Annotated in this window: 21 protein-coding genes; 9 read left to right on the top strand and 12 right to left on the bottom strand. The window is 72.3% G+C overall.

From position 1 onward, the window contains the following. The 4 genes from AB0G32_RS29420 to AB0G32_RS29405 form a co-directional block, all read right to left on the bottom strand. Positions 1–335 (bottom strand): hypothetical protein (locus AB0G32_RS29420; RefSeq protein WP_361169782.1); only part of this gene is annotated, 335 nt, incomplete at its 3' end. Positions 336–403: 68 nt separating this feature from the next. Further along, positions 404–2,302 carry a molecular chaperone HtpG gene (htpG, locus tag AB0G32_RS29415; protein ID WP_361169776.1) on the bottom strand — a complete coding sequence of 633 codons (1,899 nt, stop codon included), beginning with the start codon at positions 2,300–2,302 and terminating at the stop codon, positions 404–406. A gap of 87 nt (positions 2,303–2,389) precedes the next feature. Then, positions 2,390–2,914: a hypothetical protein gene (locus tag AB0G32_RS29410; RefSeq protein WP_361169773.1), complete on the bottom strand. Its 525-nt coding sequence runs from the start codon at positions 2,912–2,914 to the stop codon at positions 2,390–2,392. Between the two features lie 63 nt (positions 2,915–2,977). After that, positions 2,978–4,075, bottom strand: coding sequence for a LacI family DNA-binding transcriptional regulator (locus AB0G32_RS29405; RefSeq protein WP_361169770.1), 1,098 nt, complete (start codon positions 4,073–4,075; stop codon positions 2,978–2,980). Between the two features lie 273 nt (positions 4,076–4,348). Between AB0G32_RS29405 and AB0G32_RS29400 the strand changes: the two genes are divergently transcribed. Genes AB0G32_RS29400 through AB0G32_RS29385 form a run of 4 tightly spaced genes read left to right on the top strand, consistent with a single transcriptional unit; the run spans position 4,349 to position 9,443 of the window. After that, entirely contained in the window at positions 4,349–5,716 is a 1,368-nt protein-coding gene (locus AB0G32_RS29400; protein ID WP_361169767.1) for an extracellular solute-binding protein, read from the top strand. A 22-nt stretch (positions 5,717–5,738) separates the two neighbouring features. Continuing rightward, positions 5,739–6,689 carry a sugar ABC transporter permease gene (locus AB0G32_RS29395; protein WP_361169764.1) on the top strand — a complete coding sequence of 317 codons (951 nt, stop codon included), beginning with the start codon at positions 5,739–5,741 and terminating at the stop codon, positions 6,687–6,689. A gap of 2 nt (positions 6,690–6,691) precedes the next feature. Next, complete coding sequence (locus AB0G32_RS29390) at positions 6,692–7,585, top strand: carbohydrate ABC transporter permease (RefSeq protein WP_361169761.1); 894 nt, start codon at positions 6,692–6,694, stop codon at positions 7,583–7,585. Between the two features lie 40 nt (positions 7,586–7,625). Beyond that, positions 7,626–9,443, top strand: a complete 1,818-nt coding sequence (locus AB0G32_RS29385; RefSeq protein ID WP_361169758.1) for a sugar-binding domain-containing protein — start codon at positions 7,626–7,628, stop codon at positions 9,441–9,443. A gap of 47 nt (positions 9,444–9,490) precedes the next feature. Here AB0G32_RS29385 and AB0G32_RS29380 read toward each other — a convergent pair whose 3' ends face one another. The 4 genes from AB0G32_RS29380 to AB0G32_RS29365 form a co-directional block, all read right to left on the bottom strand. After that, positions 9,491–11,182: an RICIN domain-containing protein gene (locus AB0G32_RS29380; RefSeq protein ID WP_361169755.1), complete on the bottom strand. Its 1,692-nt coding sequence runs from the start codon at positions 11,180–11,182 to the stop codon at positions 9,491–9,493. Positions 11,183–11,329: 147 nt separating this feature from the next. After that, a complete protein-coding gene (locus AB0G32_RS29375) occupies positions 11,330–12,430 on the bottom strand; it encodes a winged helix DNA-binding domain-containing protein (protein ID WP_361169752.1) in 1,101 nt (366 codons plus the stop codon). 8 nt (positions 12,431–12,438) lie between these two features. Then, entirely contained in the window at positions 12,439–13,056 is a 618-nt protein-coding gene (locus AB0G32_RS29370; RefSeq protein WP_361169779.1) for an aldo/keto reductase, read from the bottom strand. A gap of 95 nt (positions 13,057–13,151) precedes the next feature. Then, a complete protein-coding gene (locus tag AB0G32_RS29365; protein WP_361169749.1) occupies positions 13,152–13,574 on the bottom strand; it encodes a VOC family protein in 423 nt (140 codons plus the stop codon). 139 nt (positions 13,575–13,713) lie between these two features. On the opposite strand from AB0G32_RS29365, the gene AB0G32_RS29360 reads away from it, so the two are divergent. Next, positions 13,714–14,724, top strand: a complete 1,011-nt coding sequence (locus tag AB0G32_RS29360; protein ID WP_361169746.1) for a WYL domain-containing protein — start codon at positions 13,714–13,716, stop codon at positions 14,722–14,724. An 89-nt stretch (positions 14,725–14,813) separates the two neighbouring features. Further along, positions 14,814–15,362 carry a DinB family protein gene (locus tag AB0G32_RS29355; protein WP_361169743.1) on the top strand — a complete coding sequence of 183 codons (549 nt, stop codon included), beginning with the start codon at positions 14,814–14,816 and terminating at the stop codon, positions 15,360–15,362. 5 nt (positions 15,363–15,367) lie between these two features. Here the strand turns inward: AB0G32_RS29355 and AB0G32_RS29350 are convergent, their stop codons facing one another. After that, positions 15,368–16,198 (bottom strand): M55 family metallopeptidase, encoded by an 831-nt coding sequence (locus AB0G32_RS29350; RefSeq protein WP_361169740.1) that lies wholly within the window; start codon positions 16,196–16,198, stop codon positions 15,368–15,370. Between the two features lie 335 nt (positions 16,199–16,533). Here AB0G32_RS29350 and dacB point away from each other — a divergent pair, with 335 nt between their 5' ends. Together dacB and AB0G32_RS29340 are read left to right on the top strand one after the other, a co-directional pair. Continuing rightward, on the top strand, positions 16,534–17,892 hold the full coding sequence (gene dacB, locus AB0G32_RS29345) for a D-alanyl-D-alanine carboxypeptidase/D-alanyl-D-alanine-endopeptidase (RefSeq protein ID WP_361169737.1): 1,359 nt from the start codon (positions 16,534–16,536) through the stop codon (positions 17,890–17,892). 131 nt (positions 17,893–18,023) lie between these two features. Beyond that, positions 18,024–18,824, top strand: coding sequence for a GNAT family N-acetyltransferase (locus AB0G32_RS29340; RefSeq protein WP_361169734.1), 801 nt, complete (start codon positions 18,024–18,026; stop codon positions 18,822–18,824). A 4-nt stretch (positions 18,825–18,828) separates the two neighbouring features. On the opposite strand, the gene AB0G32_RS29335 is transcribed toward AB0G32_RS29340, so the two are convergent. The 3 genes from AB0G32_RS29335 to AB0G32_RS29325 form a co-directional block, all read right to left on the bottom strand. After that, positions 18,829–19,881, bottom strand: coding sequence for a YncE family protein (locus AB0G32_RS29335; RefSeq protein ID WP_361169731.1), 1,053 nt, complete (start codon positions 19,879–19,881; stop codon positions 18,829–18,831). 87 nt (positions 19,882–19,968) lie between these two features. Beyond that, complete coding sequence (locus tag AB0G32_RS29330) at positions 19,969–22,002, bottom strand: CocE/NonD family hydrolase (RefSeq protein ID WP_361169728.1); 2,034 nt, start codon at positions 22,000–22,002, stop codon at positions 19,969–19,971. Positions 22,003–22,014: 12 nt separating this feature from the next. Further along, positions 22,015–23,319 (bottom strand): ATP-grasp domain-containing protein, encoded by a 1,305-nt coding sequence (locus tag AB0G32_RS29325; RefSeq protein WP_361169725.1) that lies wholly within the window; start codon positions 23,317–23,319, stop codon positions 22,015–22,017. Positions 23,320–23,395: 76 nt separating this feature from the next. Here AB0G32_RS29325 and AB0G32_RS29320 point away from each other — a divergent pair, with 76 nt between their 5' ends. Beyond that, positions 23,396–24,541 carry a glycoside hydrolase family 16 protein gene (locus tag AB0G32_RS29320; protein ID WP_361169722.1) on the top strand — a complete coding sequence of 382 codons (1,146 nt, stop codon included), beginning with the start codon at positions 23,396–23,398 and terminating at the stop codon, positions 24,539–24,541. The last annotated feature ends 61 nt before the right edge of the window (positions 24,542–24,602 follow it).

Genomic DNA, 24,602 nt, shown 5'->3' with positions numbered 1-24,602 from the left:
GCCTTGACGGCCGGGTGCTTCCAGGCGTTCGGCTCCAGGTTGTCGATGGCGTCCAGGACTTCGGTGCCGCCGACCTTGCCGATCATCGGGTAGAGATCGGCGTACCCGCCGCCGGCGCCCCGCGTCCGGTCGGCCGGGCGGCGCGCCCCGGTGCCGGCCTCCCACAGGCACCAGGTGGACCACAGCAGCAGCACCAGGAAGGCGGCGAGCAGGGCCAGCAGCAGGACCGTCTGGCGCGCCGACCCGCCGCCGCGGACCACGCCGAGGAGCAGGCAGAAGGACCAGGCGGCCACCCCGCCCGTGTACACGGCCCTGAGCTGCCGCAGCTGCGTCACCGAACCCATCGTCACCCTTCCGGCCGTCCTGTCACCCGTCGCCCACCCGGTACCCCCTGCCGCGCGTTCTACAACGTGCGCTCCAGCCGGTCCGTCATCAGTTTGACGAAGCGCGCGGGCTCCTTGGGCTGGCCGCCCTCGGCGAGCACCGCGAGGCCGTGCAGCAGTTCGGCGGTCTCCACCAGCGCGGTGCGGTCCTCGCGCTCGGCGTACGCCTCGTTCAGGCCCTTGACGAGCAGGTGGTCGGGGTTGAGCTCCAGGATGCGCTTGGTCTCGGGCACCTCCTGGCCCATCGCCCGGTACATCTGCTCGAGCGCCGGCGTCATCTCGTTCGCGTCGGAGACCACGCAGGCCGGGGAGACGGTGAGCCGGGACGACAGGCGGACGTCCTTGACCTCGTCGCCGAGCTGCTCCTTCAGCCAGCCGAGCAGGTCGGCGTAGTCGGCGCTCTGCCGCTCGCGCTCCTGCTCGGACTTGCCGTCCGCGTCCGCGCCCAGGTCGATGTCGCCCTTGGCGACGGACTTCAGCGGCTTGCCCTCGTACTCCCCGACCGCGTCGGCCCACACCTCGTCGACCGGGTCGGTGAGCAGCAGCACCTCGATGCCGCGGTCCCGGAACGCCTCCATGTGCGGCGAGTTCTCGATGCTCTGCCGGGACTCGCCGGTCATGTAGTAGACCGCGTCCTGGCCGTCCTTCATCCGCTCCACGTAGGTCTTGAGCGTGACCGGCTCCTCCTCGGAGGCGGTGCTGGCGAAGGAGGCGACGGCGAGGATGGCGTCCCGGTTGTCGGAGTCGGTGACCAGCCCCTCCTTCAGGGCCGGCCCGAACTCCCGCCAGAACGTGGCGTACTCGTCCGGCGAGCCGGTCAGCAGCTCCTTCACCGAGGAGAGGACCTTCTTGGTCAGCCGGCGCTGCATCAGCTGGATGTGCCGGTCCTGCTGGAGGATCTCGCGCGAGACGTTGAGCGACAGGTCCGCCGCGTCCACCACGCCCTTGACGAAGCGCAGGTAGGGCGGCAGCAGCGCCTCGCAGTCGTCCATGATGAAGACGCGCTTGACGTAGAGCTGCACTCCGCGCCGGTAGTTCTGGGTGAACAGGTCGTGCGGGGCGTGGGAGGGGACGAACAGCAGGGCCTGGTACTCGAAGGTGCCCTCGGCCTGGAGCCGGATGGTCTTCAGCGGTTCGCGCCAGTCGTGGCTGATGTGCTTGTAGAGCTCGTGGTACTCCTCGTCGGACACCTCGTCCCGCGAGCGGGCCCACAGCGCCTTCATGGAGTTCAGCGTCTCCGGCTCGGGCACCGAGCCGTCCTCGCCGGCCGCCGGCACCATCCGCACCGGCCAGGTGATGAAGTCCGAGTACCGCTTGACGATCTCGCGGATCTTCCAGGCGGAGGTGTAGTCGTGCAGCGCGTCCTCGGAGTCGGCCGGCTTGAGGTGCAGGGTGACCGAGGTGCCCTGCGGCGCGTCGTCGACCGTGTCCAGGGTGTACGTGCCCTCGCCGCGCGAGGACCAGCGGGTGCCCTTGTCCTGGCCGGCCCGCCGGGTCACCAGGGTCATCTCGTCGGCCACCATGAACCCGGAGTAGAAGCCCACCCCGAACTGGCCGATCAGCCCGTCCGCGCTGGTCTCCTCCTTGGCCTCGCGCAGTTCCTGGAGGAACTTGGCGGTGCCCGAGTTGGCGATCGTGCCGATCAGCTCGCCGACCTCGTCGTACGACATCCCGATGCCGTTGTCCCGCACCGTGAGGGTGCGGGCCTCCTGGTCGGTCTCGATCTCGATGTGCAGGTCGGACACATCGGCGCCGAGTGAATCGTCGCGCAGCGCCTCCAGACGGAGTTTGTCCAGCGCGTCGGAGGCGTTGGAGACTAGCTCGCGCAGGAAGACGTCCTTGTTCGAGTAGACCGAGTGGATCATCAGCTGCAACAGCTGACGGGCTTCTACCTGGAACTCAAACGTTGCGGCCGGCATGGTTGCTGTGCACCTCACAGGTCACTGCTGTCGAAGACTGACGGAGACACTGTAAAACAGCCGGTCATGCCGTACGTACGGTTGTCCTCAGGCGGCCATCGGACGCGGCACCGCGCGCACCGGGGCGGCCGGGGTGCGCACCGGCGCGGCCGGCAGCCGGCTGGGCCGCGCCGGGGCGCCGGCCGGGCGGACCCGATACGTGGTCTTGCCGGGGTCCACCAGCGGCCCGTCGAGCGCGATCCGGCCGCCGGCGTACAGCTCCTCGCAGACCGCGGTCGGCAGGGCGACGTAGCAACCGCCCCGCTTGGTCCGGGAGTCGTACGGCTGCCAGTAGCCGTAGCGGCGGCGGCCACTGCCGTGCACGGTGACGAAGACCGGGGTGCGCGGATCGGCGATGACGCGGAGCACACCGGCGCTGTCCGCCTCGAACGGCACGGCCGGGTAGGGGGCGTCGGGCCAGTAGCTGGGGGTGGCGACCCGCAGGGTGCCCTGGTGCCTGACCGGGAAACGGCCCGCCGCCCGGCCACCGCGCAGGGGCGCACCGGTTTGGTCCGTCGCCGCGCGCGGGGCGGGCGGAACGGCGGTCGGGGCCTGGGCGAGGACGGAAGACATCAGCGGGCGCCTTTCACGGGCAGGAACGCAAGATCACCTGCCCAATCCAATCAGATGTTGATCTCATTTACCCAACTTTCCGCCCGCCGTGTCGCGTTGATCGTGCCGCGGACGCCGTACCGCTCCCTCGGTGCTCTCGCGCAGCACGAGCCGGTGGGCCACGACCAGGTCCTGGGGCGAGCGGACGCCGGCCGCGGGGGTGCCCGCCGGGGCCGGGTCCGCGGCCTCGTCCATCCGGTCCCGCAGCAGTTCGACGGCGATCCTGGCCACCGCCGCCTTGTCCGGGGAGACGGTGCTCAGCGTCGGCGTGCTGAACCGGCCGCCCTCCACGTCGTCGAAGCCGATCACGGCCACGTCCTCGGGCACCCGCAGCCCGTACTCGTACAGGGTGCGCAACGCGCCCAGCGCCAGCTGGTCGTTGAGGCAGAGCAGCGCGTCGGGGCGGGCGCCCGCGTCCAGCGCCCGGGCCACCGCCCCGGCCCCGTCGGGCATCCGGAAGGACGGCACGGGCAGCAGCGCGGTCGGGTCGAACGGGAGGCCGGCCGCGGTGAGCGCGGCGCGGTAGCCGCGGGTACGGGCCTCCGCGGTGCCCAGGCCCGCGTCGTCCCGGCCGCCGACCGCCCAGACCGTCCGGCGGCCGAGGCCGATGAGGTGCTCGGTCGCCTGCCGGGCGGCCGCCACGTTGTCGATGGCGACGTGGTCCGCGCCCTCCTCCAGCAGTTCGCCGAGCAGCACGGTCGGCGGCGCGCCCGCGCGGTCGCGCAGGTCGTCGGCGGTCAGCGCGAGCGGGCTGAGGATGACCCCGTCCACGAAGGTGGAGCCGAATCCGGCCAGGGCCGCCAGTTCGTGGTCGCGGTCCGCGCCGCTCTGGTGGATCAGCACGGTCAAGGAGCGCCGCTCGGCCTCGCGGATGACGTGCCGGGCCAGTTCGGCGAAGTAGGGCACGTCGAGTTCGGGGACGACCAGGGCGATGATGCCGGTGCGGCCCTTGCGCAGGTGGCGGCCGGCCAGGTTCACCTTGTAGCCGAGGTGGTCGATGGCCTCCTGGACCACCCGCCGGGTCCGGTCCGAGACGTGGACGTAGTCGTTGATCACGTTGGACACCGTCTTCTCGGACACCCCCGCGTGCCGGGCCACGTCCTTGATCCTGGGCCGTACCACCGCGAACCTCCCGTCCCCTCGTGAGCCCCGAGTGTAGATCGCGGCAGGCCGGCGGCCGGCGGGCGGTCGCCCGTCCGCTTCCCCGCTCCGGAAAGGCTCCCCGGACATTGGCCATCCGCCGCAGACTCTTTACAGCCAATGTACATCGATGTAAAAACTAGCCACCGCACCGCGTCAGCCGGTGCGCGCCCCGCCTGCCGGTCCCGGCGGGGGCCACGGGTCCCGTGGTCCCCGCCGGCCCGTCACGCGTGTCCGGCCGTCGAAAGGTCAATGATGACTGCGCGATCCCCTGTCCCCGCACCGCCTCCGGCGTCCGTTGCCCCGGCCCACGGCCTGACCCGCCGCCGTCTGCTGGGCGCCGGCCTGGCCGGGGCGGGCACGCTGCTCGCGGCGGGCTCGCTGTCCGGCTGCGCCTCCCCCGCCGCGGCCTCCGGCGCCTCCGCGCTGAGCGTGTGGGACCTGTTCCAGGGCGGCGACGGGCTGCTGATGGACGACATGATCAAGGCGGTGTCCGAGGCGTCCCGGGGCTTCGACGTGGACCGGACGATCCTGGACTGGGGGCCGTCCTACTACACCAAGCTGGCCATGTCGGCCGCCGGCGGCCGGGCCTCCGACGTGGCGGTGCTGCACCTGTCCCGGCTGGCCGGGTACGCCCCCGGCGGTCTGCTCGACCCGTTCGACCTGGACGTGCTGGCCGAGTTCGGGGTCACCGAGCGGGACTTCACACCGGCGGTGTGGGCCCGGACCAAGCACGACGGCACCGTGTACGCGGTACCGCTGGACGTGCACCCCTTCATCGTCTTCTACGACAAGGAGGCCGCCGACAAGGCCGGGCTCCTGGACTCCTCGGGCGAACTCGCCCCGATGGGCTCCCCCGAGGCGATGCTGGACGCGGGCAAGGCGCTGGCCGAGGCGACCGGCCAGGCCGGCATCGTGTTCGGCCACGTCAACGACACCGCGCAGAACTGGCGGCTGTTCGCCGGCCTGTACGCGCAGACCGGCGCCGCCTTCACGCTCCCGGACGGCGGCCCGCCGGAGATCGACGTCGACGCCGCGGTCCGGGTCGTGTCGTTCCTCCAGCAGCTGTTCGACGGGAAGACCAACCCCAACGACCTGGACTACTACGCCGGTCTGACCATGTTCACCGGCCGGCGCGGCGGCCTGGCCATGCTCGGCGAGTGGGAGCTGCCGACGCTGAAGGCGGCCGGATTCCCGCTCGGCGCCGCGCCCTTCCCGCAGGTGTTCGACCAGCCCGCCGTCTACACCGACAGCCACAGCTTCGTGCTGCCGCACCAGGAGAACCCGGACCCGGCCCGGCGGCGCGAGGCGCACCGGTACGTCGCGTCGATCATCAAGCAGAGCCTGACCTGGGCGAGCGCCGGTCACATCCCCGCGTACCAGCCCGTCCTCGCCGAGCCGGAGTACGCCGCCCTGAAGCCGCAGTCCTCCTACGCGGACGCCGGGAAGGTCGCGGTGCTCGATCCGCCGAACTGGTTCACCGGGGCGGCCTCCAACTTCCAGATCCGGATGTGCCAGCCGCTCCAGTCGGCGCTGCTGGGCGAGCTCACCGCCGAGAAGGCGGTGCGGCAGATGGTCAGCGCGGCGGACGCGCTGCTGAAGCAGCCCAACCCGGTGGCCTGACCGAGCAGAAGGAGTGATCCCCGTGACCACCACCGCACCCCCTGGCACCGACCCACGCACCGGTCCGGACCCCCACGACCCGGCCGGCCCCCGCCGCGCCGGCCGCCGGCGCGGCCTCGGCCCGGCCGGCTCCGGCCTGCTCTTCGTCCTGCCGTTCCTGCTGCTGTTCGCGCTCTTCCTGGTCTGGCCGCTGGTCCAGGGCCTGTGGATGAGCTTCACCGACTCCTCGCTGGCGCTGCGCGACACGTCCTTCGTCGGCTTCGACAACTACGCCGAGGCGTTCGGCGACCCGGACGTGTGGAGCAGTCTCGGCAACACCGTCTTCTTCACCCTCATCTCCAGCGTGCCGCTGGTCCTGATCGCGCTGGCGATGGCCCTGCTGGTGCACAGCGGGATCGCCGGCCAGTGGGTGTGGCGGCTGGCGTTCTTCGCTCCCTACCTGCTGCCGGTGACCGTGGTGACGCTGATCTGGACCTGGCTGTACCAGCCGGATCTGGGCTTCGCCAACCAGCTCCTGGACACCCTCGGCATGGAACCGGTCGGCTGGCTGTCCGACGAGTCGGTCGCGATGTGGGCGATCGCCGCCCTCACCGTGTGGTGGACGGTCGGCTTCAACTTCCTGCTCTACCTGTCCGCCCTCCAGTCCCTGCCGACGACCTTCGACGAGGCCGCGGCGCTGGACGGCGCGGGGGCGTGGCGCCGGCTGTGGTCCATCACCCTGCCGCAACTGCGCCGCACCACGGGGCTGGTGGCCATGCTCCAGGTGCTGGCCTCGCTGAAGGTGTTCGACCAGATCTACATCATGACCAAGGGCGGTCCCAACGGCTCGACCCGGCCTGTCCTGGAGTACGTGTACGACGTCGGCTTCACCGGCTACCGGCTCGGTTACGCCTCGGCGGTCTCGTACCTCTTCTTCGCGATGGTCGTCGTCGTCTCGCTCGTGCAGCTCCGCCTCTTCCGCCAGGAGGACTGACCGTGTCCGCTACCGCAACGCCCCTTCGCCCGCGGCGCCCCCGGGAGGCGGCCGGTTCGCCGCTGCTGCTCGGCCAGGGCCGGCTGCCCCGGGTCCTGGCCGCCACCGCGCTGGTCGTGCTGGCAGCCGTCTGGCTGCTGCCGTTCGTGTGGGCGATCGTCACGTCCGTACAGAGCGAACAGGACGTCTCCCAGCCCGGCCTGTCCCCGTTCAAGGGCGCCTTCACGCTGGACGCGTACCGGCAGATCCTGGAGCGCGGGAACGTGCCGGTGTGGGCGTTCAACAGCTTCCTGATCGCCGGCCTGGTCACCGTCATCACGGTGGCCGTCTCCACCCTCGCCGCCTACGGCTTCTCCCGCGGCCGGTTCCGCGGGCGCCGGGCGCTGCTCGCCGTGACGGTGGCCGCCATCATGATCCCGCCGCAACTGCTGATCGTGCCGCTGTTCAAGCAGATGCTGCTGTTCGACCTGGTGGACACCTACGCGGCGGTCATCCTGCCGCAGGTGGTGGCGCCCATGATGGTGTTCATCCTCAAGCGGTTCTTCGACGGCATCCCCCGGGAGCTGGAGGAGGCGGCCCGGATCGACGGCGCCTCCGAGTTCCGGGTCTTCTGGTCCGTGGTGCTGCCGCTGTCCCGGCCGATCGTGGCCGCCGTGGCGATCTTCGTCTTCATCGGCGCGTGGAACAACTTCATGTGGCCGTTCATCGTGACCAACGACTCGGACCTGATGACCCTGCCGGTCGGACTGGCCACCGTGCGCGACTCGCACGGCGTCCAGTACGTGCCGGGCATGGCCTCCGCGCTGCTGGCCGCGCTGCCGCTGATCGTGGTGTTCCTCTTCTTCCAGCGCCGCATCGTCAACTCCGTGGCCACCACCGGCCTCGGCGGTTCCTGACCCCCTTTCCCCTCTGCCCCCTCGATTCACTGGAGCATGTGTGCCCACCCCCTCCGTACCGCGTCCGGAGTACCCGCGACCGCAGTTCACGCGCCGCGACTGGCTCAATCTGAACGGCGCCTGGCAGTTCGAGACCGACCGGGGGGACAGCGGCCTGGAACGCGGTCTGCTCGGGCGGGAGCTGCGGGACGAGATCCTGGTGCCCTTCCCGCCCGAGTCCGAGCTGTCGGGCATCGGTGACACCGACTTCCTGCACGCCGTCTGGTACCGGCGGGCGCTGACCCTGCCGGCGGACTGGGCCGGGCGCCGGGTGCTGCTGCACTTCGGCGCGGTGGACCACGACACCACGGTGTGGGCGAACGGCACCGAGGTCGCCCGGCACCGCGGCGGCTTCACGCCGTTCACCGCCGACCTCGGGGACATCGCCGGCGCGGGCGAGGAGGTCGTGATCACCGTCCGGGCCCGCGACCCCAGGTCGGGACCGCAGGCGCGCGGCAAGCAGGCCGTCCAGTACGCCAACCACGACTGCAACTACACCCGGGTGACCGGCATCTGGCAGACGGTGTGGCTGGAGCCGGTTGCGGAAACGCACCTGCGGCGTCCCCGGATCACTCCCGACCTGGCCGGCTCCGCCTTCCACCTGGAACTGCCGCTGTCCGGCAACCGGCCCGGCCACCGGGTGCGGGCCGTGCTGACCGACGGCGACGGCGAGGTGAGCCGCGCCGAGGCCCGCGCCGACCTGGATCTCGCACCGCGCCTGCACCTGCCGGTGCCGGCCGGCCGGCGCCGCGAGTGGGGTCCGGCCGACCCGCACCTGTACGGGCTGCGGCTCGAACTCCTGGACGCCGACGGGCAGCTCGTCGACAGCGCGGAGAGCTACGCCGGTCTGCGCGCCGTCGGCCTGCGCGGCAAGGCCGTGCTGCTCAACGGCCGCCCGGTCTTCCAGCGCCTCGTCCTCGACCAGGGCTGGTACCCGGACGGCCTGATGACCGCGCCGACCGACCAGGCACTGGTACGGGACATCGAACTGGCCCTGGCGGCCGGTTTCAACGGGGCCCGGCTGCACCAGAAGGTCTTCGAGGAGCGCTTCCTGTACCACGCCGACCGCCTCGGCTATCTGGTCTGGGGCGAGTTCGGCGACTGGGGCTGCGAGACGGGCGGTTCCTCGGGCGACAACCAGAAGCCCGACGCCTCCTACGTCGCCCAGTGGCTGGAGGCCCTGGAACGCGACTACTCGCACCCCTCGATCATCGGCTGGTGCCCGCTGAACGAGACGTATCAGAAGCTGCACGACCGCATCACCCAGCTCGACGACGTGACGCGGGCGATGTTCCTGGCCACCAAGGCGATGGACGCCACCCGGCCGGTGATCGACGCGTCCGGCTACGCGCACCGGGTGACCGAGACCGACATCTACGACTCGCACAGCTACGAGCAGGACCCGGCCGCCTTCCGGCAGCAGATGTCCGGGCTGGCGAAGGACGAGCCCTATGTCAACGCCTACGAGAACGGCGCCGCCTACTCGGTGCCCTACGCGGGTCAGCCGTACTTCGTCAGCGAGTTCGGCGGCATCTGGTGGGACCCCGAGGCGGCGGCCGAACTGTCCGGCGAGGACCGCACCCAGTCCTGGGGCTACGGCGAGCGGGTCCGGGACGAGGACGAGTTCCACGCCCGGTTCAGCGGCCTCACCGAGGTACTGCTGACCGACCCGAACATGTTCGGCTACTGCTACACGCAGTTGACGGACGTCTTCCAGGAGCAGAACGGCGTCTACCGCTTCGACCGCGGCACCAAGCTCGACGTGGCCCGGGTGCGCGCCGCGCAGCTGCGGCCGGCCGCCATCGAGGAACAGGAGTAACAGGGAGGGGGTGGGCGGGGAGCGCGGCCCCCGCCCGCCCCCTCACCTCACACCCGCTCCAGTCGCCAGATCTGCGGCTGGAGCCCGTTGCACGTCCACTGCTGGACGTTGGCGCCCGCGGTGCGCGAGCCCTGGGCCACGTCCAGGCACTGTCCGCTGGAGCGGACGGCCAGCCGGTAGTAGCCCCGGCCGACGTTCGCCAGCTTCCAGTCCTGGGCGGCGGCCGCGTTGCAGTACCACTGGCGGACGTTGGCGCCCGCGGTGGCGGAGCCGTTCTCCACGTCCAGGCAGTAGCCGCTGTTGCGGCCGGTCAGCGTGTAGTACCCGGCGGTGCGGGCGGTGACGGTCCAGCTCTGCGGGCCGAGGCCGTTGCAGGTCCACTGCTGGACGTTGCCGCCGGCCGTGCGGGAGTCGGCGGCCACGTCCAGGCACTGCCCGCTGCCCGCGTTGACCAGCCGGTACACCGCCCCGTCGACGACTCCGGAGGCGTCCCCGGTGCCGGTGACGGAGCCGGTGGCGTAGTACGGCTTGCACACCGTGCCGTCGAAGTCGGTGGCGATCTGCAGGACGGTGCGGCCGTCGGCCGAGGGCAGCAGCGGGGAGCTGTAGTTCTGGCAGTAGTTGATCTGCGGGTCGGGCACGTTGACCGGCGCCTCGATCTCGTACCAGGGGCCGCTGCCGTTCTCGGTGTTGGCGAGGATGGTGCGGCCGCTCTCGGCGGCGACGCTGCCGTCCTTGTTGAGCAGGCGCTGCCCGATCAGCAGCAGCCGGCCGTTCGCGCCGCCGCTGGGGTCCGGTGCCCAGGCGATGGTCGGGGTGGCGCGGAAGTACTTGCCGTCGACCGTCTCGGGGCGGATGCCGAGGTCGGTGACGGTGCCCCAGTTCCAGCCGTCGGCGGAGGTGCGGTAGTGCACCACGCACTGGTACTGGCCGCCGGGGGTGCAGATCTCGTAGCTCATGAAGTAGCTGCCGTTGGGCAGTTTGCGCACCACCGGCATGCCGGGCCGGTCGGTCGCCAGGGAGCTGGCGACGGTGTCGTGGCGGCCCTGCCAGGTGACGCCGTCGTAGCTGCGTACGGCGACGAGCTTCTGGCTGTGCGCGGAGTCCGTCTCGTCGGAGTAGTGGCAGACCAGCGCGCCGTCCGAGGCGATGGAGAACTCCGGCTCCCACAGGCCGCCGGTGCCGGTGGCCACCGCGCAGGAGGAGAGGTAGGACCAGGTGCGGCCGACGTCGTTGCTGCGCCAGATCCGCAGTGCCATCCGGCGGTCGGTCTCGTCCTGGCCGGCCGAGGAGGCCCAGAGCAGGGTGCCGGCCGGCAGCGATCCGACCTGCTGGGGCAGCTCGAACAGGGTGGTGCAGCACAGCCCTTGGCCGGACGCGGACTCGGCGTCGGCGACCCGGCCGACCTCATGGAAGGTCGCGCCGTTGTCGGTGCTCTCGTGGATGGCGCCGATGCCGTTGTTGCCGTCGAAGGCGACGACACTGGCGAGGACGCGTCCGTTGGCGGCGCCGTTGTGGGCGAGCCGGACGGCGCGCGGGTACAGCCCCGTGCTGTCGCGCAGCGGAGTGCCGGTGGCCGCGACGGAGACGGCGTCCGTCGCGGCGGAGGCGGAGGAGGCGGCGGACGTGGCGGGAGCCGCGTCGGCCGGTGCGGCGAGGGCCAGGCTCAGCAGGGCGGTGAGGGCGAGCAGTACGGCCTGCGGGCGGCGGTGTCTCAGGGCGTGGAACAGGCGGAGCATAGGGGTGTTCTCCTTTCCCGCGAGCTTCCCGAGAGCGTGCGAGAGCCCTGGGGAAGCGGAATCCGCGCCAGGCTAGGGCCGGATGTACATCGATGTAAACAGGCGTGCACGGGCGGACCTGCCGCTCGTGCGGGTGGGCCGAGGCGCTCAGCCGGTGTCCGCCAGGCGGACCCGGTCGTGCGCGTCGTCGGTCAGGAAGGCGGCCAGTTCCCGGCCTTCTTCGACGACGTCGGCGCGCTCCGCCGGGGTGAGGGACCTGAGCGGGGTGACGACGAGGGTGCCGGGGTCCGTGGTCCAGGTGGCGCCGACCCGGCCGTCGACCAGGACCACCCGTTGGCCGGCGACCGACAGGCCGCGGTGCGCGTCGTCGATGATCCGGGTGCGGTCGTGGTAGCCGAGGATCGCGTTGTCGAAGGCGGGCAGGAACCTGACGGGCGCGGGGGTGCCGGGATCGGGGCGGGGCGCGTCGGGGAGGTCGAGCAGTTCGCGTCCGCGCTCGTCGCGGAAGGTGACGAGTTCGTCCCGTACGGACTTGACGGCGGCGGGCAGCCCGGTCAGGCCGCACCAGGAGCGCAGGTCGGCGCGGGAGGCGGGTCCGTACGCGGCGAGGTAGCGGCGGACCAGAACGCGGCCCACCGGGTCGGAGCCGTCGGCGGGCAGCGGGGCCGGGTCCTGGCCCAGCCAGGTCGCGAGCGGCAGGTTGCGCACGCCCGCCCTGGTCCGCCACAGTCCGCGCGGAGGCAGTTGAGCCATCGGGACGAGGGCGGCGACGAGCAGTTCGCCGAGGACCCGGCGGGGCGCGGCGGGGCGGCGGACGTCGAGGGCGGCGACGAGTTCGGCCATGGTGCGGGGCCGGCCGTCGGCCATCACCGCCCGCCCGGCCGCCGCGAGCCGCTCCAGGTCGAGGCCGGCGAGTTCGGCGCGGTAGGTGGTCACGACCCGTTGCCGCAGCATGCTGTCGTGCCGGGCCCGCCAGGCCAGCGCGTCGGCGGCGGCCATGAGGTGGACGGTGCGGCGCATCAGGTGGGTGCGTACGGCCTGCCGTCCGGTCAGCAGGGCGTCCAGCTCCGCCGGCCGGAAGGCCCGGGTACGGGACCACAGTCCGGTGAAGGGTTCCTGCGGTTCCTGGGCCTGCATGCCGCACAGGTGGGTGATGACGTCGAGGGCCGGGGCGGTGGTGCGGCCGAGGAGGAACTGCCGGGCGAGGGTGGCACGGTTCAGGGCGCGGGTGTCGAGGACGGTCGTCATGGTTTCCCTCAGGCCGCCGCTCGTTCGCCGGCCGGGCGCCGGCGCGGGGCGGGGCGGGTGAGGAGGCCGTCGTCGAGGGTGGTGCCGGCGCCCGCGAGGAGGTCCGCCGGCTGTTCCCCGGTGCGCGGGCCGATGATGGCGGGGCTGGCGTCTGGGTGGGCGGTGGCGAAGGCCGTCGCCAGGTGGGGCAGGGACAGTCCGGCGTCGTCGGCCAGGGTGAGCAGCCGCTCTACGGCGTCGAGTTTGCGCTCGTCGGTCAGGTGTCCCGGCACCCAGCGCATCCGCTGGTGGGTGCCGATCGCGCGCGCCTTGCCGGTCCGCACCAGGTCGGTCAGCGCGGACAGGCTCTCCTCGATGTCGGTCGCGGGGTCGGGGTGGTGCAGCTGGTAGAGGTCGATGCAGTTGGTCCGCGGGCGCCGCAGCGAGTGCTCCATCTCGGCGATGATCCGGCGCCGGCCCCCCAGCGCCTTGCCGACGACGTGCTCGGTCTCGCTGTGGCCGTAGACGTCGGCGGTGTCGATGAAGTTGATCCCGGCGTCCAGCGCCCGGTGCACCATCCGGGCGCAGTCCTCGTGGTCGGGGTTGCCCAGCCTGCCCTGGATGCCGGTCCGGCCCAGCTCACGCATTCGCACAGCGGTGTTCCTTCGGGTTCGCGGTGGGGGCGGGGGGCGGGGGGGCGGCCGTCGTCCCGGTCCGCACCCCGCCGGTGGAAAGGGGGAGGTCAGCCGTTGTACGGGGCGGCGACGTCCAGCACCCAGACGACGCCGAAGCCGTCCTTGAGCATGCCGTACAGCGGTGCCCAGGAGGAGGGCGCCAGCGGCTGCACGACGGTCGCGCCGACGGACAGCTTCTCCCACAGGGCGGTGATCTCCTCGGCGTCGTCGCCGCGCACCGAGACGAAGACCGGGTTCTCACCCGGGTGGTAGGGCAGCGCGGCGGGCACGTCGTAGGCCATGACGTGGAAGCCGTTGTCTGCGGTCACCTGGCCCCACATCACCCAGTCCGCCTCGTCCTGGTTCCGCACGGCGCCGGTGTCCTTGTAGGTCACGGCGACGACCTGCCCGCCGAACACGGAGTGGTAGAAGTCGAGCGCGGCACGGGCGTCGCCCCGGAAGTTCAGGTGGGTGGTGGTCTTGACGGACATGGAGGCTCCTCGCCTGCGGTTGCGTAGCGGAACACCCGGCCGGCCGCGGTCCCGTTCGAACCCCGGCCGGCGTCGGTGACCTCACCCTCGCAGGGGTAGCGGACAGGGAGTGTCCGCTACCCGGGGGAGGATGGGAACCATGCCGAAGACCTCCGCCCGACTGCTCGCGCTGCTCTCGCTGCTCCAGACCCGCCGGGACTGGCCGGGGGAGGAACTGGCCGGCCGGCTCGACGTGAGCGCGCGCACGGTGCGCCGGGACGTGGACCGGCTGCGGGAGCTCGGCTACCCCGTCACGGCGGTCAAGGGGCCCGACGGCGGCTACCGGCTGGAGGCCGGTTCGCAGTTGCCGCCGCTGCTGTTCGACGACGAGCAGGCGGTCGCCCTCGCCGTGGCCCTCCAGACGGCCACCGCGACCGGGGCCGGGATCGGTGCGGCCGCGGCCCGCGCCCTCGGCACGCTGCGGCAGGTGCTGCCGGCCCGGCTGCGGCACCGGATCGCCCTGCTCGAGGTGACCGAGGTGGCGCCGCCCGGCACCGACCCGGTGCAGGCGGACAGCCGGGTGCTGCTGGAGATCGGCGCCGCCATCCACGCCCGTGCGGAGCTGCGCTTCGACTACGCCCCCTCGGGCCCGGCGGCCGGCACCCCGGCACGTCGGCGGGTGCAGCCGCACCACCTGGTCACCCGGCGGGGCCGGTGGTACCTGCTCGGCTGGGATCCCGACCGCGACGACTGGCGCACCTTCCGCGCGGACCGGGTCTCGCCGCGCACTCCCACCGGTCCCCGCTTCACCCCGCGCGAGGTGCCGGGCGGCGATGTGGCCGCCTTCGTGGCCGGACGGTTCCGCGGCTCGGACGGTCCGGCCGGCTGGCCCTGCCGGGGCGAGGCGGTGCTGGACGTGCCGGCGGTCTCCGTCGCTCCCTACGTGCTGGACGGACTGGTGGAGGAACTCGGCCCCGGCCGCTGCCGGGTGGTGCTCGGCTCCTGGTCGTGGATCGGGCTGGCCTCGGCGCTGGGCCGGTTCGACACCGCGCTGCACGACGTCCGGCCCGCCGAACTGCGCGCCGCGTTCACCGTGCTGGCCCGGCGCTGCGCCGCCGCGGCCGAGGGGGCTGACGCGGCCGGGTCCGGGACCGCGTCGGACGGACCGTGATCCCGTCGCGGCCCGGCGATGTCAGTGGTGCCTGCCAGAGTGGGGCGTACCCCGGCGGAGCGCCGGGGCCGCGAACCGGAAGGCGGACCATGAGCGACCCGGCAGTCCCCCAGCACCACTCGCCCCGTTGGGCCACCGGCACCCGCCCCGCGCTGCCCTCCGTCGGCACCGAGCGGGAGACGCTCGCCGCGTTCCTCGACTGGCACCGGGCGACCTTCGAGCAGAAGTGCTCCGGTCTGTCCGCCGAGCAGCTGTCCACCCGGGCGGTGCTTCCGTCCACGATGTCGCTGCACGGTCTGGTGCGGCACCTGGCCGGTGTCGAACGCTGGTGGTTCCGCCAGCAGTTCGCCGGTGAGGACGTCCCGATCCTGAACTACTCCGACGACGACCCCGACCAGGACTTCGAGCGGCTGGACGGCGACCCCGGGGCGGCCTTCGCCGTCTGGCACGCGGAGTGCGAGCGGTCCCGGCAGATCGTCGCCGCGGCGGCGTCCCTGGACGTGACGGGCACCCGTCGCAGCACCGGCGAGCCGGTGTCGCTGCGGCGGATCCTGGTGGACATGATCGCGGAGTACGCCCGGCACAACGGCCACGCCGACCTGCTGCGCGAACGCCTCGACGGGGCGGTCGGGATGTGACGCGGTCAGCAGTACGGGGGCTGGTCGCCGAGCGCCGCCGCGACTCGCAGCCACACGCCGAGGAGCCGGTAGAGACCGGGCAGTGCGCCCCGGGCCCGGACGGTCCGGTCGTCCACGGCGGTCACCCCGGGGATGCCCAGCAGCGTGGCGGCCACCGAGGCCGACTGCCAGCGGACGGTGAGGGTGGCCGGGTCCGGTACCGGCGGGGCGGTCACCGGCGGCACGGAGAGGCCGGCCGCGACCGCCTCCTCGATGGCCGCGCGTGCCTCCCGCGGCGGGCGCAGTTCGGCCGCGAACCGGCCACGCGCGTACTTGACGGCCACGGTCGACACGGCGGTGTCCCACTCCGTGGTCTCCGCGCAGGCCCGGTCGTCCCCGGTGAGGGCCACCAGCGGGACCCCGACGGCTGCCGCGGTGGCGTGCGCCAGCCCGATCTCCCCCACGGGCCGGCCGTCGAGCCAGATGTCCTCGATCTCATGCCCCATGAAGCTGTGGCTCAGCACACCGGGCGCGCCGGCCTTCGAGTGATAGCCGACGCAGACCATGGCGTCGTGCTCCGCGGTGAGCCCTTCGAGCATTCCCATGGTCTTGGTCTTGCCCCGGACCAGCCGGACGGCCGGGTGCAGCGCCTCCGGAAGGAGGTTGCGCATCGGTCCGTGCGCGTCGTTGACGAGGATGTCGGTGGCGCCCGCCCGCAGGGCGCCCCGGACGGCCGCGTTGACGTCCTCCGTCATCAGGAGCCGTCCGCGTTCGTAGTCCCGCCCGGTGGGCTGGACGTCGTCGGCGTCGACCAGCCCCGTGACGCCCTCCATGTCCGCGCTGATGAAGATCCTCATGCCGCCTACGGACGCGGGGCGGCCGGCCGCGGTTCCCGACGCGAGCTGCACGAAAGGGCAGTGGAATTTGCCCCGCCGGGCTTATGGGGAGCCTTTATGCGGGCGGCCGGGAAGCGGTTCCGTATTTCACGCCGCGTCAAGAAGAATGCGGATGCCGCATCGCCGGGCGGTCATTTCCGGGCCTCCCGGGCTGCGCCATCACGGGACCGTTCACAGTTCGTCGCAAGTCGTTCACACGCCATCATTCGGCATCCTTGTCGGCCATGTGACGGCTGGTAATGTGCCCGCCGTTCCACCCCCACAGAACGATGTACCCGATCCTTGGATTTCACTTTATGACTGGTACGCCAGACGAAACCCCCACGAACACCTTCGCCCCCGGCGGACGCCGCCGGCACCGCAAGGCAAGAGTGAGCCGGGTCGGCGCGCGCCGTGCCCTCGTGCTCGCGATGGCCGTGCCGGTGGCCTCCGCGACCCTGGCCGGCACCTCGGCCTTCGCCGCCGACGACAGCACCGCGACGGCCACCCAGGGCGTCTCGGTCGACGGTCTCGACGCCGACGACGCGCAGCTGGTCAAGAACCTGACCGCGCGGATCGCCGACGACCGCCTGGGCTCCGACGTCAGCGGCGTGGTCCTCGACGCCGACTCGGACACCGCCCTGTGGGACCACGACGGCTCCACCGCGCTGATGCCCGCCTCCAACGCCAAGCTGGCCACGGCCACCACCGCCCTGACCCTGCTGGGCGCGAACCACGAGTTCACCACGAAGGTCGTCTACGGCGACGGCACCCTCACCCTCGTAGGCGGCGGCGACCGTACCCTCACCAGCGACGACCTCGCCGAGATGGCGAAGACGGCGGTCGATGGCCTCAAGGCCGCCGGGCTGTCCGGCGTCAAGGTCCGGGTGGACGACAGCCTGTTCGCCGAGCCGACCCTCGCCAACGGCTGGAACGAGGACTACTACCCCACCGAGGTGACGCCGGTGCGTTCCCTGGTGGTGGACGGCGCCGCTGTCCAGGACACGGCCATCAACGCCGGCGAGGTCTTCGCCAAGCAGCTCGCCGCGAACGGCATCACCGTCGACGGCGAGGTCGGCCGCGCGACGGCGAAGCAGTCCGACGTGCCGGTGGCGCAGCACAAGTCGGCGCCGCTGTCGGACATCGTCAAGCAGATGCTGAAGACCAGCGACAACAACATCGCCGAGACCCTGCTGCGGATGACCGCCGTGGAGCTGGGCAAGCCCGCCACCTTCGAGGGCGGCGTCGAACTGGTCCGCCAGGTGCTCAGCTCGTACGGCATCTCGCTGGACAACTTCGAGATGTACGACGGCAGCGGCCTCTCCCGTGCCGACCGCATACCGGCCACCACCCTCGCGCAGCTCCTCGACGCGATCACCGAGTCCTCCGCCCTCAGCTCGATCCTGGACGGTCTGCCGGTGGCCGGCGAGGCCGGTTCCAGCCTCGGCCCGGAGTGGGGCCGCTTCGACGACGCCAACTCCGAGTGCGCCGTCGGCAAGGTGCAGGCCAAGACCGGCACTCTCACCGGGGCCGTCGCGCTCAGCGGTGTGACCCGGACCGACGACGGCGAGTGGCGGATCTTCTCCTTCATCGAGAACAACTCCACCGCCGACCCGGCCGACATCAAGGACGCGATGGACGGCCTCGCCGCCACCGTGAACGGCTGCTGGGCCTGAGGCGGCACACACCTCACGGTCCGTCCGCGCGTCGCCCACCGGCGGCGCGCGGACGCGTGAACCCGACACCCCCGCCCGCTCGTTGACTCCTGCGACAGCTCTCCACCCACCCGACTGTCTGAGGAGTTTCGGTGAAGGATCTCGCGGAGTCGACCGAGTCGATGGAGCAGCTCGCCACGGTCTGGCGGGCCATGGTCCTCGACCGCGCCCCGGGGGCAGACGTACGTGACCTGCCGGGCATCGCCGTCCGCTGGGCGGACTGCCGGTTCGCGTTCTGGAACTGCGTCACGCTGACCGAGGCGGGGACCGGCCCGGCCCTGGCGGCACGGCGGCTGGCCGAGGCCGCGCAGATCATGCGGTCCAAGCGGCACCCCGGTTTCCTCTGGCTCTTCGAGGACCTGCTGGACGACGGGGCCCGCGCCTGCCTGGACGAGGCGGCCGGGCAGGCCGGGCTCCGGCTCGCCTTCCCCGGCACCGGCATGGCCGGGGACCTGCTCCCGGTGCCCGACCCGGTCCATCCCGACCTGACCTTCGTGCGGGTCCGCTCCGACGACCAGCTCACGGCGTACGCCGACCTCAACTCCCGCGCGTACGGCTTCGACCTGGCCGAGGGCCGCGACGGCCTGGTCGGCAGCGCGCTGTGGAAGCAGGACGTGTACGCCTATCTCGGCCTGCGCGACGGCGTCCCGGTGACGTGCGCCGGGACCGTGGCGGCGGACGGCCGGCTCTTCGTCGCGCTGGTCGCCACCGACCCCGGGTGGCAGCGGCGGGGCTACGGCGAGGCCGTCACCCGCAAGGCGCTGCACGAGGGCGCCCGGGCCACCGGGCTGACCCGCGCGACCCTGCACGCCACGGAGGCCGGCGCGCCCGTGTACCCGCGCATCGGCTTCCGCCCCAACTCGCGCATCCGCTTCTACGGGCTGGACGGCTGACGGCTCAGCGGGCGGCGGGGGCGATGCGGGTGACGTGGTCCTCGCCGCCCGGTCCGGAGGCCGACTTGTCCAGGACGTAGGCGGTGCCGTCGGGGCGGACCTGGACGTGGTTGGGAAGCGCCCCGGTGGCGACGGTGCGCGTGACGGTTCCCGGCCCCGGGTCGACGACGGAGACCGTGCCGGCCAGCCGGTTGACGACCAGCACCCGGCCGGAACGGGGGTCGGTGGCCACCGACTTGGCGCCCTCGCCGGTGCGGACGGTCCGGGTGACGGCGCCCGTGCGCAGATCGAGAGCCGACATGGTGCCCGCGCCCTGGTCGGCGGTGTAGGCGGTGCGGCCGTCGGCGGACAGCGCGACGGAGAGCGGGCCGTCGCCGGTGGGGACGAGCCGCGCGGTGGCGGAGCCCGGCGCGATACGGAGGACGCGGTCGTTGGTGAAGTCGGCGGCGTGGACGGCTCCGGTGCGCTCGTCCACCGCCAGCCCGGTCGGACCGGCGCCGGCCACGGTGACCCGCCGGACCTCCCGGTACGTGCGGCTGTCGAAGGCGACGACCGAGCCGGTGCCGTAGGCCGTCGCCCACACCAGGTCGCGCCGCTCGTCCACGACGACCTCGCGGGCGTGCGCGACGCCGGGCACGGTGGCCAGGTGCCGGCCGGTGCGCTGGCTGTAGACGGCCACGCTGTCGTTGCGGGTGTTGGTGACCCACACCGTGTTGTGCTCGTCGTCGACGTCGATGCCGTAGACCGCCTCGATGGTGCCGTCGGTGGCGTCCGGCGGAGCGTCGTAGGCGGCTTCCACCGCCAGGGTGTCCGGGTCGACCCGCAGCAGCCGGGACCGGGTGACCGCCGCCGGGGGCTGGCCGGCCGAAGCCGTCGCCCACAGCACGTCGTTGCGCTCCGAGTAGGCGGACTGGTAGAGGCCCGGGGCGAGCGGTGCCGAGGTGACGGACGGGGCGGGCGTCGCCGCCGCGGCGTTCGGCAGTGCGAGAGCGCCGGCCACCGCGAGGGCCAGGGCGCTCGCGGTGGTCGGCGGGACACGGCGGTTGAGGGCAGGCATCGGTGCGGTCTCTCCGGAGGCTGAAGGCAATCCCCAAGTAAAGCTTAGGTAAGGCTAAGCTAATAGGATCTTCAGCGGAGAGGCAAGCTACAGCAGATCGCGGCGGACCGTCTCGTTCCAGGTACGGGAGAACACCCGCCGGTCCGCTTCGTAGCCGTCGAGCGTGGCGTCGACGTGGAAGTCCCGTTCGTCGCAGGTGAGCCGGGTGTGGGTGACGACGCGGACGTCCCAGTCGGCGCGCCGGAACGTCATGGTCCAGGTCGACTCCCCGCTGGCGGAGGTGAAGTCGTCGGCGACGGCCGCGTAGCGCTCGTGGGCGCGGCGGCCGACGTCCAGGCCGATCTCCTCGAACCGGACCGTGCCGCGGTCCTTCACGATGTCCAGCTCGGCGCGGTAGTCCACCAGGTCGCGCTTGACCTCCCAGCGTTCCTCCGGCGGGGTGAGCGACGTGACGGCGATGGGCTCGGTGCCCTCCGGTTCACCGAACGGGTCGGCCGGGGTGCCGTCGGGCGCCTGAGCCGGCCGGACCGGCAGGGTGAGCGTGCTGGTGTGCTCGCGGACGCCGAGCCGGGCCGGGCGCGGCGGGGGCCAGGCCAGCGGCCAGTAGGAGGTCGACAGGGAGAGCCGGACCCGGTGCCCCGCCGGGAAGGTCTGCGCCACCCCGTTGAGGTGGACGGTGGCGCGGTAGCGGCGGCCGGGCTCCAGCGGTTCGGGGTGTTCGGTGCTGTCGTGCCGGGTGAGGTTGAGCAGGCCGTACGTCACCCGGGTCGCGGCGCCGTCGGGGCGGACGTCGGAGAGCCGGGCGGCCACCATGGCGACCGGCCGGTCGACGGTCAGGTCGAGGTCCACGGCCGGTGAACCGAGGATCTCCAGCGGCTCGGCGAGCGGCTCGGTCTCGAAGACCAGCGAGCCGCCGTCCTCCTCGCGCTGGTCGTAGGGCAGGTCCGGGGGCGCGTTGTAGGAGGCCCACTTGCCGCCGAACTGGCCGACCGACAGCGGCGACTGCACCGTGAGCACGTCACCGTCCCCGTCGGCCGGGGGCTCCCCGGGCGGCGCGATGCGGTGCCGGACCAGCGGGTGGGTGACGGGGTGGACGTTGGGTGAGGGCCAGGTGGGCTCCGCCACCCAGCGGCCGGGCCGTTCCTCGTAGGAGGTGGACGGCGGCACGCTGTCCTGCATCCAGGTGTGCAGCATCGGGCCGTCCATCACGCCGTTGTCGGCGCCCTTGAGCCAGTGGTCCCACCAGCGCACCACCTCCTGGAGGTAGCCGATGGCCGGGCCGGGCTCCCCGAGGTGCGGGAACTTGTGCGACCAGGGACCGATCAGGCCCTTGCGGGGGACGTCGAGGTGGGCGAGCAGCCGGGTGACGGCGTTGGAGTAGCCGTCCGCCCAGCCGCTGGAGGCGAGCACCGGGCAGCGTACGGCCGCGTAGTCCTCGCCGACGGAGGCGTGCCGCCAGTAGTCGTCGCGGCGCTGGTGGCGCAGCCACTGAAGGACCCAGGGCTCGGTGTGCTCCAGGCGTTCCAGCCACATGTCGCGCCAGGCGTCGCCGACCACGGCCGGGTCCGGCGGGCAGGTGCCGTAGGCGAACATGGTGCCCGCCTCGGCCAGGTTGTCCGACAGCATCGCCCCGCCCATGTAGTGCATGTCGTCGGCGTGCCGGTCGTCGGTGAAGGAGGCGATGACGATCGCCTTGAGGCTCGGCGGCTGCCGGGCGGCCACCTGGAGGGCGGCGAAGGCGCCCCAGGAGATGCCCATCATCCCGGTGTTCCCGTCGCACCAGGGCTGCTCGGCGAGCCAGGCCAGCACCTCCTCCGCGTCCTGCTGCTCGCGCTCCAGGTACTCGTCCTTCAGGACCCCTTCCGACTCGCCGGTGCCGCGCAGGTCGACGCGGACGCAGGCGTAGCCGTGCCCGGCCAGGTAGGGGTGGTGGATGGAGTCGCGGACCGCGGTGAGGTCGCGTTTGCGGTAGGGGATGTACTCCAGGACGGCCGGCACGGGGTCGTGGTCGGAGGAGGTGGGGCGCCAGATCCGGGCCGACAGGCGGACGCCGTCGGACATGGGGACGACGACGTGTTCCTCTTCCTTCGTCGCGTACGGCAGATGGGTCGTATGACGCATGCGGCGGCCTCCTTAACTGCGCGGTCCTTCCCGGGGCTCGTCGATCCGGAGCCCGAGGGCGGCCACGCACCTGTCGAACTTGCGGCGCAGGTCTTCCTCGTCGGCGCCGCCGGTGAAGATGTGCGCCACCTCGTAGCTGTAACTGTCCTGCTGGGAGAGGTCCGACAGCCGCTGCCCCTCCTCCGGTATGACGTGCACGCGCACCCCCGGTATCTCGCGCTCGATCCGGGCGATGTCCTCGGCCGAGGGCACGTCGCGCACCACGCCGTCGGTGAACCAGCGGTAGTACCACTTGGCCGCCGTGGCGTACGCGCCCTGCCGGTGCGGCATGGTGGGGTCGGTGCCGAGCGCTAGGGCGAGCATGGCGTGGTGGTTGGGCACCCCGTCGACGTACTGGAACAGCTCGGCGTGCGACTGGGAGTGGCGGGGGTTGATCTCCAGCAGGCTGACCCGCTGGGTCTTCGGGTCGTAGAAGTACTCCACGCTGAAGGTCGCCGAGTCGAAGCCGATCCGGGTCATCACCCGCCGGGTGACGTCGTGCAGTTGCGCGATCATCTCGGGCGGCAGCGTCGAGGGGTACTGGTGGCGCAGGAAGCACGGCGAGTCGGGGTAGTCGATGGAGTCCAGGGTGCCGTACACGGTCACCTCGCCCCGGTGGACGTAGCCCTCCACCGCGACCTGGATGCCCGTCAGCGTCTCTTCCGCGAGGCACACCCGGCCGCCGACGCCGTCCATCTCGGGCGGCAGGTCGATCCGGCCGAGGATGTGCTCGAAGGGGCGGCCGACCCGGGCGATGCCCTCGCGGATCTCGGCGGCGGCCTTGCGGAACTCCTCCTCGTCCTCGACCCCGAAGGCGAGTTCGGAGGAATAGGACAGCGCGGGCTTGAGCCACATCGGGAAGCGCAGGCCGTCCGGGACGGGCGGCGGATCGGTCGCCAGGTCGACCCGGCCGAAGCGCGGCAGGGCGTCGGTGACCTTCTCCTGTTCCACCCGGCTCCAGTACTTGTGCTCGCACTTGACGATCGAGGCGAGGCTGGTGGTGCGGGTGCCGTAGCGTTCGCCCAGGATCGGTACGAGGGTGCTGACCGGGAAATCCCAGTAGCCGACGATCGCGTCAATGCTTCCGTCGAAGGCGTCGAGAACGCGCTCCGCCTTCTTGATCACTTCCGGTATCGACACCTCTCCGTCCTGGAGTTCCCCGACCGTCAACAGACCGTGGAACTCCAGCGCTTCGGCGCCCGGTACCGCTTGGAGCGTAGGCAGGTTGGCCTCGTCCAGGCCGACCACGAAAATGTTCTTCTTTTCCTCAGCAGACAACGGCTCTCCCTTCCAGAATGGGCGGAGTACCCGGCCTCGATCCGGCCAACCTCGCCGCACCGGAGAGGAACCAGTGATGGGAACCACGTCCCGGCACGCCAGGCCGAAGAAACCGCGCTCGTTACGGATCGGCGTTCTCGCCGCCGCCGCGGCCGTCACCGCGTCGGCCCTTTCCCTCGCCACCGCGGCGAACGGAGACCCGGCCGGACCCCGGGTCACACAGCTCGGCCTCGGCCCGGGGTACCTCACCGCCGGGCAGCGCGCGTCGGCGCGGCTGGAGATCGCCGCCGAGCGGTGCGTGACCGCGTCCCGGGTCACGGTCGCCGTGCGCGACGCCGAGGGCCGTCGGCTCGACTTCCCGGGCGCGGAGTCCGGCGTACGGCTGTGTCCGTCGGGGCACACCTTCACCTCGGGGGCGCGGGAGTTCGCCGCCGGCTCGTACACGATGTTCGGATCGTGGCGGGACGCGGACGGGGGATGGCATCCGTTGCCGTCGATCACGCTGAAGGTCGGGGCGGCCGGCTCCGCGCGGGAGAGCGCCGACGGGCCGTCGTGGGACGTCTCCGGCGGGTGGCAGCGACGGTTCTCCGACGAGTTCGGGGGGACCTCGCTGGACACCTCGAAGTGGAACACCGGCTGGTTCGGCACCGGCGTCACCGGCCCGGTGAACGACGCCGAGGACGCCTGTTACGACGCGCGGAACGTCAGCGTGTCCGGCGGCGCGCTGCACCTGCGGCTGACCGGTGACGACGCCTCGTGCAAGGGGCAGACGCGGCGGCACACCGGGGCGCACGTGAACACGATGGACACCTTCTCCTACAGCTACGGCGCCGTCGAGTACCGGGCCCGGGTCCCGGCGGCGGGCGGCGCGGTCGCGAACTGGCCGGCGCTGTGGGACACCGGCGACTTCTGGCCCCGGGACGGCGAGATCGACACGATGGAGGGACTGTCCGGCGAGAGCTGCTCGTACTGGCACGCCACCGGCACCGACCGGGGGCACTGCCCGTCCGGCGCCCGCACCGGCTGGCACACCTTCGGGCACCGGTGGGAGCCCGGGAGGATCACCTGGTACTACGACGGGCAGCCGGTGCACACCGAGACCTCCGGGGTCGTCGGCTCCCCGCACTACCTGGTCATGCAGAACACCCAGGGCTCCTTCGGCGGCCCGACGCGCACCCCGGCCGACCTCCAGGTCGACTACGTGCGGGTCTGGGCCAAGTGACGCTCACGCGGCAGGACCAAGACATGTGGCGGCCCCTCGGGGGGCACCCGAGACTGGGAGA

It is taken from the genome of Streptomyces sp. NPDC023723, from assembly GCF_040639815.1.
Lineage (GTDB): Bacteria > Actinomycetota > Actinomycetes > Streptomycetales > Streptomycetaceae > Streptomyces.
This window is presented reverse-complemented; position numbering and strand designations above follow the sequence as displayed.

Coding starts and splice junctions, on each gene's coding strand:
- AB0G32_RS29320 (WP_361169722.1), top strand. CDS start 23,396: ATGGGAACCACGTCCCGGCACGCCAGGCCGAAGAAACCGCGCTCGTTA.
- AB0G32_RS29365 (WP_361169749.1), bottom strand. CDS start 13,574: ATGTCCGTCAAGACCACCACCCACCTGAACTTCCGGGGCGACGCCCGT.
- AB0G32_RS29400 (WP_361169767.1), top strand. CDS start 4,349: ATGACTGCGCGATCCCCTGTCCCCGCACCGCCTCCGGCGTCCGTTGCC.
- AB0G32_RS29370 (WP_361169779.1), bottom strand. CDS start 13,056: ATGCGTGAGCTGGGCCGGACCGGCATCCAGGGCAGGCTGGGCAACCCC.
- dacB (WP_361169737.1), top strand. CDS start 16,534: ATGACTGGTACGCCAGACGAAACCCCCACGAACACCTTCGCCCCCGGC.
- AB0G32_RS29355 (WP_361169743.1), top strand. CDS start 14,814: ATGAGCGACCCGGCAGTCCCCCAGCACCACTCGCCCCGTTGGGCCACC.
- AB0G32_RS29375 (WP_361169752.1), bottom strand. CDS start 12,430: ATGACGACCGTCCTCGACACCCGCGCCCTGAACCGTGCCACCCTCGCC.
- AB0G32_RS29410 (WP_361169773.1), bottom strand. CDS start 2,914: ATGTCTTCCGTCCTCGCCCAGGCCCCGACCGCCGTTCCGCCCGCCCCG.
- AB0G32_RS29335 (WP_361169731.1), bottom strand. CDS start 19,881: ATGCCTGCCCTCAACCGCCGTGTCCCGCCGACCACCGCGAGCGCCCTG.
- AB0G32_RS29330 (WP_361169728.1), bottom strand. CDS start 22,002: ATGCGTCATACGACCCATCTGCCGTACGCGACGAAGGAAGAGGAACAC.
- AB0G32_RS29380 (WP_361169755.1), bottom strand. CDS start 11,182: ATGCTCCGCCTGTTCCACGCCCTGAGACACCGCCGCCCGCAGGCCGTA.
- AB0G32_RS29350 (WP_361169740.1), bottom strand. CDS start 16,198: ATGAGGATCTTCATCAGCGCGGACATGGAGGGCGTCACGGGGCTGGTC.
- htpG (WP_361169776.1), bottom strand. CDS start 2,302: ATGCCGGCCGCAACGTTTGAGTTCCAGGTAGAAGCCCGTCAGCTGTTG.
- AB0G32_RS29360 (WP_361169746.1), top strand. CDS start 13,714: ATGCCGAAGACCTCCGCCCGACTGCTCGCGCTGCTCTCGCTGCTCCAG.